This is a genomic window from Flagellimonas flava (assembly GCF_900129665.1).
In the GTDB taxonomy this organism is placed as follows: Bacteria; Bacteroidota; Bacteroidia; order Flavobacteriales; family Flavobacteriaceae; genus Flagellimonas; species Flagellimonas flava.
This window is the reverse complement of the sequence record NZ_FQWL01000001.1, coordinates 453,781-465,961: the sequence shown is the minus strand read 5'-3', so window position 1 is coordinate 465,961 and position 12,181 is coordinate 453,781. Positions and strand designations below refer to the sequence as shown.

The following is a 12,181-nucleotide window of genomic DNA, read 5'->3' as shown; positions in this document are numbered from 1 at the left end:
TTTTTATTTTCCATAATGGTATCGACAAGAAGCAATCATCAACTTCCCATCCTCAAATTTATAGATCAACCGATGTTCAGAAGTTATTCTTCTTGACCAATAACCTTGTAAATCACCCTTCAATGCCTCAGGTTTCCCTATTCCCTCAAAAGGAGTACGCTGGCAAGATTTAATCAGATCATTGATTCTTTGAGCTATCTTTTTATCGGTCCTTTGCCAATATAGATAGTCTGCCCAGGAAGACGCCGACCAGAGTATTGACATTTATTCGATCAAGTCTTTTTGAACACCTTTTCCAGATTCCAATTCCTTTATGGATTCCAAAAGCACATCGCGATTTTTACCGGAGAGCAAATAAGCGGTCTCTTTAAGGGAGTTATATTCGTCCAAGGAAATCAAAACCAAATCCTTGCCGTTCTTACGTTTAATGACAATATCACTGACATCATTGACCACTTTGTCTAACCAATATTTCAGATTGGCTCTAAAATCTGTATAATTTACGGTTTCCATTCCGTAAAGATAATAAAACGTACGCATATAAGTACTTATTTTTAGGGTTGAGGAGCCCTCCACTTTGCGGAAGGTTTTATTTTCCATACCCACACATCCCTGATTTCGCTGCCCGAAATCTTCCCTTCTCAAGAAGGGAGTTTTCTAAAAGGGATCGAATGGTGCTCCCCTCTTGAGAGGGGTTAGGGGTGTGTTGCTATAATATAGCTCTCAATAATTACTTTACAACAATTGAATAAGCGGTTGCATTCATACCTTCGCCGCCTGCTAAATCGATTGCCGAACTATCTTGTCTGCTCCAAAATTTAGCTACCTTATCTATTTCATGCCAACCGGCATAATAGATTTCACCATCGCCTTCGTAAACATAAATTGACTCCAATACCACCCCATTGGTGTCCGACAACATAACCTCATTTCCGTTTTCCCATATAGAGCCATAAGAACTATTTTGGGAATACTGTACCCCACCTATATATTGGTCTCCAGATTCGGTTATAAAAATAGAAGTTGCATAGGAGCCATTTTCTGATGGCAATTCAAAAGGATTGCCGTTTTCCCATAGGGTGCCCTTGCCTCCTTCACTTCCAACAACGTATACATTCCCGCCCTGGACTTCGATATCGTTTGCATTGGAATAGATGCCTTCTTTAGACCATTGCTCTACGACGCCATCAACCAAAACATAGGCTGTCAAGTTTTCGTCACCTGTGGCATATACTGTTCCACTGTCTTCATCAACGGTTATAGCTCTTAAATATCCACCAGCTCCTTCGACCTCATGTAGGGTATGCAACACGTTTCCATTTCTCCACAATACTCCCAATCGCTCATTAAGATTACTATCAAAGGCGGAACCGACCACAAAAACATCACCCGCTTTTGTCACATAAATGCCATGTGCATCTGATTCCAGATAATCTCCCCCAGCCGTTAACGAAAAATCCAATTCACCATTTTTCCATACTGCAGCTGTACTTTTTTCTTGGTCATTATCGTAAATATAACCAGCAGCATATAAATCCCCTGTATCGGCCAAAACCAACTCATAAACCTCTCCCTCATCTCCATCACCCATTTCCAAGGATAGGTATTCCTTATTATTTCGCCATATCTTGGCCATATAATTATCCATTCCTGCAATGAAAGCCGCAGCATTAACAGTGATTTCAGCCGTTGCCGTAAGCTCTCCAATGGTCGCGGTAATAGTTGCCATACCACCTCCCACTGCTTTTAGATTACCTTCCTCGTCAACAAGCACGGAAGCCTTATTATCAGAGTTCCATGCTACCGTCTGCCCTTCAAATTCAGAGCTGTTGGCAATACTCAAAGTAGCCGTATCCAAGGTTTGCAGATTTAATTCTGTTTGGTCCAATACTATAGATGGTCCGGTCAGTACCGTAAACGTTTGCCCACTTGTGGCCTTCTCCCCATCCACGGTAACGGTGATCTTTCCGGTGATATCCCCACTGGGCACAACAGCTACCAATTGGTTAGCTGTGGCACTGTTCAAGGAGGCATTCACCCCATTAAATTGTACTACATTCCCACTAGTGGTGGTGGCAAAGTTTTTACCGTTGATAGTCACGGTTAAACCTACTTCCTGAGATAAGGGCGTAAAATTGGTAATCTCTGGAACCCTGGTTTCCTCCGGAGGGGTTTCATCATCTTTGTTTTTACTACAGGCCAGCACCAAAATACCTGTTGCGGCCAATACTAAAATGAAATTCCATTTTTTTTTCATCATCTTAAATTTTGGAGCAAGTCTATTTTCTTATGATGAAAAAAATGGCTCTAAATTGACGGATGCCCCTTTTGAATTGACGGATAACCTTTTTATGCAAAACCTGCTTTGAAACTAAATTTAATTTATTATGCATGCATAATAAATTTTTGTATATTTGAGAACCAATCCTGTTCTATGAAAGAATTGACCATCGATTATGCCTTAAGGGCCACATGGCAAGCGGTAAGCAAAATGTACAATGAAGAAGCCAAGCACTACGGGCTTACCATGGCCATAGGTTTTACGCTCTTAAGCATCGACCCAAAAAAAGGTACACCCAGCACTGCTTTGGGACCCAAAATGGGAATGGAGGCCACCAGCCTCTCAAGAATCCTAAAGAATATTGAGGAACGGGGATATATCCAACGCAAACCAAATCCAAAGGACGGACGAGGGGTATTGATTCACCTCACCGCTCTTGGGCTGGAAAAAAGGAAGGACTCCAAAGATGTGGTCCTTCGGTTTAACGAAGTGGTTCGGGAACATGTTGCGGAGGAGGATTTGACCAGCTTTTTTAAGACCGCAATGGTGATCAATAAACTGATCACGGATAAGAAAGTATATATAAAATCAACAAATTAATTCCAACATAATACATGAAAAGGCATATCAATAAAGTTGCCGTCATAGGCTCCGGAATCATGGGCAGCGGCATTGCCTGTCACTTTGCCAATATCGGGGTCGAAGTTTTATTGCTCGATATTGTTCCCCGGGAACTTAACGACAAAGAAAAAGGCAAAGGCTTGAGCTTGGAGGACAAAGTGGTGCGCAACCGCTTGGTGAACGATTCCCTGACAGCTGCCCTAAAATCCAAACCGTCCCCTATATATCACAAGAAATTTGCCAATAGGATCACTACTGGGAATCTGGAGGATGACGTTGCCAAAGTGGCCGATGTGGATTGGATCATTGAAGTGGTAGTGGAACGCCTGGATATCAAAAAACAGGTTTTTGAGAACCTTGAAAAGCATAGAACTCCAGGAACGCTGATCACATCCAACACTTCTGGTATTCCCATCAAGTTTATGAGTGAAGGACGCAGCGAAGACTTCCAAAAACATTTCTGTGGGACGCACTTCTTTAATCCTGCGAGGTATCTCAAACTTTTTGAGATCATCCCTGGGCCAAAAACCTCCCCAGATGTCTTGGATTTCTTGAATGGATACGGCGAGCAGTTTTTGGGCAAGACCTCTGTGGTCGCCAAGGACACCCCAGCATTTATTGGTAACCGAATTGGAATTTTTAGTATTCAAAGCCTGTTCCATGCAGTGAAGGATTTGGGCATGACTGTGGAAGAAGTGGACAAGTTGACCGGACCTGTTATAGGTCGACCCAAATCCGCCACCTTCCGTACAGTGGATGTGGTAGGTCTGGATACACTGGTGCATGTGGCCAACGGAATCCATGAAAATTGTACGGAGGATGAGCGATTGGAACTCTTCCAACTGCCGGGTTTCATCAAGACCATGGTGGACAACAAATGGTTGGGAAGCAAGTCTGGACAAGGGTTCTATAAAAAAGTAAAAGACGAGAAGGGCAAGAGTGAAATCTTGACCTTGGATTTGGATACCATGGATTATCGCTCCAAGAAAAGTGCCAAATTCGCCACCCTTGAGCTGACCAAAACCATTGATAAAGTTGTGGACCGGTTTTCGGTGCTTGTTGGAGGAAAGGATAAAGCCGGTGAGTTTTACAGAAAGAGTTTTGGTGCCCTCTTCGCCTATGTTTCGCACAGAATTCCGGAGATCACGGATGAACTATACAAAATAGATGATGCCATGAAGGCCGGTTTTGGATGGGAACATGGTCCCTTCCAGATTTGGGATGCCATTGGCTTGGACAAGGGTTTGGAACTTATAAAAGCCGAAGGATTGGAGCCTGCCGCTTGGGTGACCGACATGAAAGCTGCCGGTGTGGATGCCTTCTATTCCGTAAAGGAAGGGGCTACTTATTATTATAATATCCCTAAAAAAACCTTGGAAAAGGTTCCCGGTCAAGATGCCTTTATCATCTTGGACAATATTAGAAAATCAAACGAAGTCTTCAAGAACAGTGGAGTGGTGATCGAAGATTTGGGCGATGGCATCCTCAATGTAGAGTTCCAGTCCAAAATGAACACCATTGGGGGCGATGTTTTAGCTGGTCTGAACAAAGCTGTTGACCTTGCTGAGAAGGATTTTCAAGGTTTGGTGGTTGGTAACCAAGCTGCAAATTTCTCCGTTGGGGCCAATATTGGAATGATTTTCATGATGGCCGTGGAACAGGAGTACGACGAGCTTAATATGGCCATCAAATACTTCCAGGATACCATGATGCGGATGCGATATTCTTCCATTCCTACCATATCCGCTCCACACGGTATGTGCCTGGGCGGAGGATGTGAACTATCACTGCATGCCGATAAAATTGTGGCGGCAGCGGAGACCTATATCGGCCTGGTGGAGTTTGGTGTGGGTGTGATTCCCGGAGGGGGCGGTTCCAAGGAAATGGCCTTAAGGGCATCTGATACTTTCCGTAAAAATGATGTGGAATTGAACGTGTTGCAAGAGTATTTCCTCACTATCGGTATGGCCAAGGTATCCACATCTGCCTATGAAGCATACGATTTGGGTATCCTCCAAAAAGGCAAGGATGTAGTGGTGGTCAACAAAGACCGACAAATAGCTACGGCCAAGGCTTATGCTAAATTGATGGCAGAAGCTGGCTATACGCAACCCGTGAAACGAAAAGACGTAAAAGTTCTTGGAAAACAGGCCTTGGGAATGTTCTTAGTGGGAACGGATTCCATGGAAGCTGGACACTATATCTCGGAACACGATAAGAAAATCGCCGATAAGTTGGCCTACGTAATGGCCGGTGGTGACCTATCCGAAGCAAGTTATGTGTCCGAACAATATTTATTGGATTTGGAACGCGAAGCCTTCCTATCCCTTTGTACAGAACGAAAAACTTTGGAACGCATTCAACACATGTTGAAAACGGGAAAACCCTTGAGAAACTAGAATTTAGAAAAAGGAGCCAAGACACCGTCTTGATTCTTGGCTCTTACCTCTTATATCGATAAAAAATGAAAACAGCATACATAGTAAAAGCATACAGGACCGCAGTGGGGAAAGCACCCAGAGGGTTGTTCCGTTTCAAAAGACCAGATGAATTGGCCGCAGAGACCATTGAACACATGATGAAGGAATTGCCCAATCTGGACAAAAAACGCATTGATGACGTGATAGTTGGGAATGCCATGCCGGAAGCCGAACAAGGTCTCAATATGGCACGACTTATCTCGTTGATGGGATTGAACATTGATGATGTTCCCGGGGTTACCGTGAACCGGTACTGTGCCTCAGGTTTGGAGACTATTGGGATTGCTACGGCCAAGATCCAATCGGGAATGGCGGATTGCATTATTGCCGGAGGTTCGGAGAGTATGAGCTACATTCCCATGGGTGGATACAAACCTACCCCTGATTACGCCACGGCAAAGGAAGGGAACGAGGATTACTACTGGGGTATGGGATTGACCGCCGAAGCAGTGGCCCAGCAATTTAAGGTATCCCGAGAAGACCAGGATGTATTTGCATATAGCTCTCATATGAAGGCTTTGAAAGCGCAAGAGGAAAACAGGTTTCAAGATCAGATTGTTCCTATAGAGGTGGAGCACACCTTTGTGAACGATGCTGGTAAAAAAGAAACCAAAACCTATACTGTAAACAAGGATGAAGGGCCAAGAAAAGGCACCAACATCCCTACCCTCAACAAGTTGCGCCCTGTTTTTGCAGCTGGCGGTAGTGTTACGGCAGGGAATTCCTCGCAGATGAGTGATGGAGCTGCTTTTGTGATGGTAATGAGCGAGGAAATGGTAAAAGAATTGAATTTGGAACCTATCGCTCGACTTGTGAATTACGCTGCAGCTGGGGTAGAACCCAGAATCATGGGAATTGGTCCGGTGAAGGCCATTCCAAAAGCATTAAAGCAGGCAGGATTGAAGCAGAACGATGTGGAGTTGATTGAGTTGAACGAGGCCTTTGCCTCTCAATCCCTGGCCGTGATGCGAGAGCTGGATTTAAATCAGGAAATCGTGAATGTAAATGGGGGAGCCATTGCGTTGGGACATCCTTTAGGTTGCACTGGAGCCAAGCTTTCCGTTCAACTTTTTGATGAAATGCGCAAGCGCGACATGAAAGGAAAATACGGCATGGTGACCATGTGTGTAGGAACCGGACAAGGCGCTGCCGGGATTTATGAGTTTTTGAATTAGAGAAAAGACTTTTAGAGACAAGAAACAAGATTTATGGGTAGGCATAATTTCAAGAAACTTAAGATATGGGAAGAGGGAATGAAAATAGTTGATGAAACCTACAACTTCATCCGAAACTTTCCAGATCTTGAAAAATACAACTTGACCTCCCAGTTAATCAGATGTGCTGTGTCCATTCCAAGCAATATTGCCGAAGGAACAAGCAAGTCTTCGGAAAAGCATTTGAACAACTATTTAGAAACCAGTTTGGGTTCAACATTTGAATGGGAAACGCAACTGATAATTGCATACCGAAGAAAGTATATCGGGGAAAATAAATTTCTCCATTTGTCAAACAAAATAGAACAATTACAAAAAATGATTTCAGGCTTCCAAAACGGACTTAACAAAAAGTCTTGATTCTTGGTTCTTGAATCTTTTAAATCTTAGTTATCATGAGTACAGAAACCCTAAATAAAGACATCCTACGAGGCGGCCAGTTCTTGGTCAAGGAAACAGATTGCGAAGATGTGTTCACCCTAGAGGATTTGAACGAGGAGCAAAAAATGATGCGCGAAAGCACCAAAGAATTTGTGGACCGCGAACTTTGGGCACATTGGGAACGTTTCGAGAAAAAGGATTACGCCTACACCGAAGAAACCATGCGCAAAGCTGGAGAACTTGGATTATTAAGTGTAGCGGTTCCAGAGTCCTATGGTGGAATGGGAATGGGCTTTGTCTCTACCATGTTGGTCTGTGATTACATCTCAGGTGCCACCGGTTCGTTCAGTACGGCTTTTGGTGCGCATACAGGAATCGGAACCATGCCGATTACCTTGTACGGAACCGAAGAGCAAAAGCAGAAATATGTTCCAAAGTTGGCTTCGGGTGAATGGTTTGGTGCCTATTGCCTTACAGAACCTGGTGCTGGTTCCGATGCCAATTCTGGAAAAACCAAGGCGGTTTTATCCGAGGATGGAAAACATTACAGTATTACCGGCCAAAAAATGTGGATTTCCAATGCGGGCTTCTGCAACCTGTTCATTGTTTTTGCAAGAATCGAGGACGATAAAAATATCACCGGTTTTATTGTTGAAAATGATCCAGAAAATGGCATCTCCCTAGGCGATGAGGAAAAGAAGTTGGGTATCCACTCCTCCTCTACCAGACAAGTCTTTTTCAGTGAGACCAAGGTTCCCGTAGAAAATATGCTTTCTGAAAGAGGCAATGGGTTCAAAATTGCCATGAATGCCCTTAATGTGGGACGTATCAAATTGGCTGCGGCCTGTTTGGAGGCACAAAGAAGGGTCATCAACGAGGCTGCCAAGTACGCCAATGAACGTATCCAGTTCAAAACACCAATTGTGAATTTTGGCGCGATAAAGGCCAAAATTGCTGATATGGCCACCAACGCCTATGCGGATGAATCGGCCTGTTATCGTGCTGCGAAGAATATTGAGGACAGAATTGCCATTCGTGAAGCAGATGGAAATTCCCATCAAGAAGCAGAGCTTAAAGGAGTTGAGGAATATGCCATTGAATGCTCTATCTTAAAGGTAGCTGTGTCAGAACACGTACAGCATACTACTGACGAGGGCATCCAAATCTTTGGTGGAATGGGCTTCAGTGCAGATACCCCGATGGAATCAGCTTGGCGTGATGCGCGAATCTCACGAATTTATGAAGGCACCAATGAAATCAACAGAATGTTGGCTGTTGGAATGTTGGTAAAAAAGGCCATGAAAGGCCATGTGGATTTATTGGGCCCTGCAACTGCCGTGGGTGAAGAACTCATGGGAATCCCATCCTTTGACACTCCCGACTTTTCCGAGCTGTTCTCCGAAGAAAAAGATTTGGTAGCCCGTTTGAAAAAGGTATTCCTTATGGTGGCGGGAAGTGCAGTTCAAAAATTTGGACCAAGCTTGGAAGAGCACCAAATGCTATTAATGTCAGCTGCGGACATTTTGATACAGATCTATTTGGCAGAATCCACTATCTTACGCACGGAGAAAAACGCCAAAAGATTTGGCGAAGATTCTCAAGCAACGCAAATTGCAATGTCTAAATTGTATTTGTATCGTGCTGTTGATATTATCAACCAAAAAGGAAAAGAAGCCATCATCTCATTTGCAGAAGGAGATGAGCAGCGCATGATGCTAATGGGCCTTAAACGCTTTACGAAATATACAAATCAACCCAATGTCGTGGCACTCCGTACCGAAATAGCGGATAAAGTAGCTGCGGATAATGGGTATACCTTTGACTAATTCAAATAAATGCTGAAACAAAGCTTAATTTGGGAACCGCCTCTTTCGAGGCGGTTTTTTTATGGTTTATTTTGAAGCTTTGGGCAATCCCCATAACTTTATCCAATGGATAATGAATTGCTCAAATCCGCATACAATGCTGAGGATTTTAAGGAAATGGGATACCAATTGGTAGACCTTTTGGCCAACCATATACAAAATACCACTCAGGGAGAAAGCGAAAAAACTATCAATTGGAACGAACCGGACAACGAACTTGAATTCTGGAAAGGGTTTTTGAAAAACGGTTCAACTGATGAATTCTTCAAGGAAGTATTACTTCGCACAACACATACCCATAATCCAAAATATGTGGGGCATCAGGTGGCTGCACCAGCTCCAGTTGGAGCACTTACGGGAATGCTTGGTTCCATGCTCAATAATGGAATGGCGGTTTACGAAATGGGTATGTCCCCCACAGCCATGGAACGCATTGTTTGTGACCTGTTAGCTGAAAAATTGGGTTATGATTCTATATCACGTGGTATTCTTACCTCAGGAGGTACATTGGCCAATCTTACCGCGCTACTGGCGGCAAGAAAAGCAAGGGTGGATAATGATGTTTGGAACAATGGACACAACCAACCCTTGGGAATTATGGTTAGTGAAGAAGCCCACTACTGTGTTGATAGAGCAGCTAAAATTATGGGATTGGGTGAACAAGGTATCTTTAAAATCCCGGTTGACTCAGATTTTAGTATGGATATAAGTCAGTTGGAAGCTCATCTACAAAAAGCCATGGAAAAGGGCATCCAGATTTTTGCCATTGTTGGCAGTGCACCCTCGACGGCCACAGGTATTTATGACGATTTGAATGCCATTGCCGAGTTCGCTTCAAAACATAAGCTTTGGTTTCATGTGGATGGAGCACATGGAGGTGCCGCTATTTTTTCCAAAAAATACAAGCATTTACTACAAGGCATTGAAAAATCGGATTCCGTGGTCATCGATGGTCACAAAATGCTAATGATGCCCACTATTACAACAGCTTTGATTTTTAAGGACGGTGCGCATTCGCATTCCACTTTTGCCCAAAAAGCGGATTATCTGCTCACGGAAACAGAAGAGGAAGATTGGTACAATGGCGGCAAAAGAACTTTTGAGTGCACCAAGTCCATGATGAGCCTGCATTGGTTTCTTTTATTAAAAATGTATGGCAAAGATGTATTCGATCAAAATGTAACTGTCCTATATGATTTGGCCAAAGCATTCGCAGAAATCATTAGAGCTAAACAACAATTTGAACTGGCGTTCCAGCCCATGTCCAACATTCTTTGTTTCCGGTTTGCGGATGACAAGCTCAATCCAAAGGAATTGGATGCTCTGAACGCTTCAATACGGCAAGAATTGCTGGGAGATGGGGAGTTTTATCTGGTGCAGACCAAACTCAATGGTATCCATTACCTAAGAACAACCTTGATGAATCCATTTACCACTACTTCTCATTTGGAACAGCTCTTGGAGCGAATTACCCAAATTGCAGAAAAGAAACTGACACAGCCTATCAGCTAATGGATTCCAAAATCTTTTCCTCGCTCTTTTTGCGGGAGAAATTGATGGCGCATTCAATCAAAGCCAAATGGGAATAAGCTTGAGGAAAATTCCCCAACAAGCGTTTCGTCTTAAAGTCGATATCCTCACTAAATAGTCCCAAGTGATTGCTATAGCCCAACAAGCGCTCAAAATGGGCCAGGGCTTTCTCCTCTTCCCCTATCTTGAACAGGCTGTTGATGAACCAGAACGTACAAATGGTAAACGATGAGGATGGCAGGCCAAAATCATCTTCGTTCTTGTATCGGTATAACAGACCATCATTGCTCAGGTCTTCTTCGATGGCCTTAACCGTACTTACAAACTTGGGGTCTTTGGCGTGAATGAACCCATAGGATTCCATTAGCAACACCGAAGCATCCAAATGATTGGAGCCATAAGACTGGACAAACGCATTGACCTCACTGTTCCATGCATGTTCATGGATATCTTCTTTTATTTCTTGCTCAAGGGCCGTCCATTGCTCAATTTTACGGTGCTTTCCGAAAATTCGCGCTACTTTGATAGCTCGGTCCAGTGCTACCCAACAAAGTACCTTGGAAAAGGTGAAATGCCGATCTTCTCCCCTGAATTCCCAAATACCTTTATCCGGTTCACGCCAGTGTTTATTGACAATCCAAACGATTCCCTTGGTAATGCTCCAAAGTTCTTCCCCATTCTCAATATCGTTGCTGAACTTCACCAGCTGCTCATAAATCACATCCATTAATATACCATAGATGTCATTTTGTTTTTGCTTGTACGCAGCATTACCAATGCGAACAGGTTTGGATCCTTTGTACCCGTCTAGATGGTCCAATGTCTTTTCTGTAAGCGTTTTTTGTTTGTTGATACCATACATGATTTGAAGTTTTTCGTCCTTATCGGGCATCAAATCAATAATAAATTGAAGGTATCTCTTTGCAGAATTCTTATGGCCAAGTTCCGAAACCACTTTGATTACCATGGAAGCATCCCGAATCCAACAGAAGCGATAGTCCCAATTCCTGACCTCTCCAATGGTTTCGGGCAAAGAGGTGGTGGCTGCCGCCAAAACCGCTCCAGTTTTATCGTAGGTGAGCATTTTTAGCGTAATGGCACTCCGCATAATTTCATCGTTGAACTGCTTGTATGTAGGAGTTCTATCTACCCAATCCAACCAATAAATCTTGGTGCGCTCCAACTCCAAAGACATTTTTTGGGTTGTGGGTTTCAAAATCTTCTCGTTATAGCAAATAAGGAAATAACCATCTTCCTTTAACACAATTTCATCCCCTGATATCACACTGTTCTTATTGAACGAAGTGTACAAAAAGAGGGTGTCAAATTTTTGTTTGTTGGTAAGGCTCACAATAAAATTGGCCTTTACATGATTGGTGGTATTCCCTTGGGCATATTCCAATCTAGGGTCGTAGTGTACGCTAAATCTGGGTGCCCCAGATATGTGCTTGACATAACGCACAATCTCTGGCGGGGCATTATATTTACCAGTCAGTTTATGGTAACGCGGCATAAAGTCATGCACCTCAAAGGTGTTTTCGCCATCCGAGTAGCGGGTCACCAATATGGCCGTATTTTTGTAATACTCTTGATGTATTTCGTAATTGTATTTGGTTTTAATCTCGAAGCTTCCTCCCTTTTCGTGGTCCAGGAGTTTTGCAAAGACAGAAGTGGAATCAAACTGCGGCAGACAACACCATTCCAAAGAGCCTGTATCTGAAATTAACGCGGCGCTTCTACAGTTTCCAATTATTCCGTAATTTAGGTTATCCATACTAAGGATTTAAAATTCTGTTGGTTAACGTTGGT

The 12,181-nt window shown here is 43.4% G+C and carries 10 protein-coding genes; 6 read left to right on the top strand and 4 right to left on the bottom strand.

From position 1 onward, the window contains the following. Positions 1 to 3 precede the first annotated feature (3 nt). The 3 genes from BUC10_RS02050 to BUC10_RS02040 form a co-directional block, all read right to left on the bottom strand. Positions 4 to 264: a Txe/YoeB family addiction module toxin gene (locus BUC10_RS02050; protein ID WP_073176238.1), complete on the bottom strand. Its 261-nt coding sequence runs from the start codon at positions 262 to 264 to the stop codon at positions 4 to 6. After that, entirely contained in the window at positions 265 to 645 is a 381-nt protein-coding gene (locus BUC10_RS02045; RefSeq protein WP_245812754.1) for a type II toxin-antitoxin system Phd/YefM family antitoxin, read from the bottom strand. Positions 646 to 730: 85 nt separating this feature from the next. Next, entirely contained in the window at positions 731 to 2,260 is a 1,530-nt protein-coding gene (locus BUC10_RS02040; RefSeq protein WP_073176237.1) for an IPT/TIG domain-containing protein, read from the bottom strand. Between the two features lie 174 nt (positions 2,261 to 2,434). Between BUC10_RS02040 and BUC10_RS02035 the strand changes: the two genes are divergently transcribed. From BUC10_RS02035 to BUC10_RS02010, 6 genes are all read left to right on the top strand, one after another. Continuing rightward, positions 2,435 to 2,881, top strand: a complete 447-nt coding sequence (locus BUC10_RS02035; protein ID WP_073176236.1) for a MarR family winged helix-turn-helix transcriptional regulator — start codon at positions 2,435 to 2,437, stop codon at positions 2,879 to 2,881. A gap of 14 nt (positions 2,882 to 2,895) precedes the next feature. Continuing rightward, entirely contained in the window at positions 2,896 to 5,301 is a 2,406-nt protein-coding gene (locus tag BUC10_RS02030; protein WP_073176235.1) for a 3-hydroxyacyl-CoA dehydrogenase/enoyl-CoA hydratase family protein, read from the top strand. Positions 5,302 to 5,366: 65 nt separating this feature from the next. Continuing rightward, on the top strand, positions 5,367 to 6,557 hold the full coding sequence (locus BUC10_RS02025) for an acetyl-CoA C-acyltransferase (protein ID WP_073176234.1): 1,191 nt from the start codon (positions 5,367 to 5,369) through the stop codon (positions 6,555 to 6,557). A gap of 33 nt (positions 6,558 to 6,590) precedes the next feature. Further along, a complete protein-coding gene (locus tag BUC10_RS02020; protein ID WP_073176233.1) occupies positions 6,591 to 6,956 on the top strand; it encodes a four helix bundle protein in 366 nt (121 codons plus the stop codon). Between the two features lie 35 nt (positions 6,957 to 6,991). Further along, positions 6,992 to 8,803, top strand: coding sequence for an acyl-CoA dehydrogenase family protein (locus tag BUC10_RS02015; RefSeq protein ID WP_073176232.1), 1,812 nt, complete (start codon positions 6,992 to 6,994; stop codon positions 8,801 to 8,803). Positions 8,804 to 8,908: 105 nt separating this feature from the next. Beyond that, the gene (locus BUC10_RS02010; RefSeq protein WP_073176231.1) at positions 8,909 to 10,354 is read left to right on the top strand and encodes a pyridoxal phosphate-dependent decarboxylase family protein; all 1,446 of its coding nucleotides are present in this window, start codon (positions 8,909 to 8,911) and stop codon (positions 10,352 to 10,354) included. Here the strand turns inward: BUC10_RS02010 and BUC10_RS02005 are convergent. Next, positions 10,347 to 12,146, bottom strand: a complete 1,800-nt coding sequence (locus tag BUC10_RS02005) for a glycoside hydrolase family 15 protein (RefSeq protein ID WP_073176230.1) — start codon at positions 12,144 to 12,146, stop codon at positions 10,347 to 10,349. The genes BUC10_RS02010 and BUC10_RS02005 overlap by 8 nt on opposite strands. Positions 12,147 to 12,181: the final 35 nt, after the last annotated feature.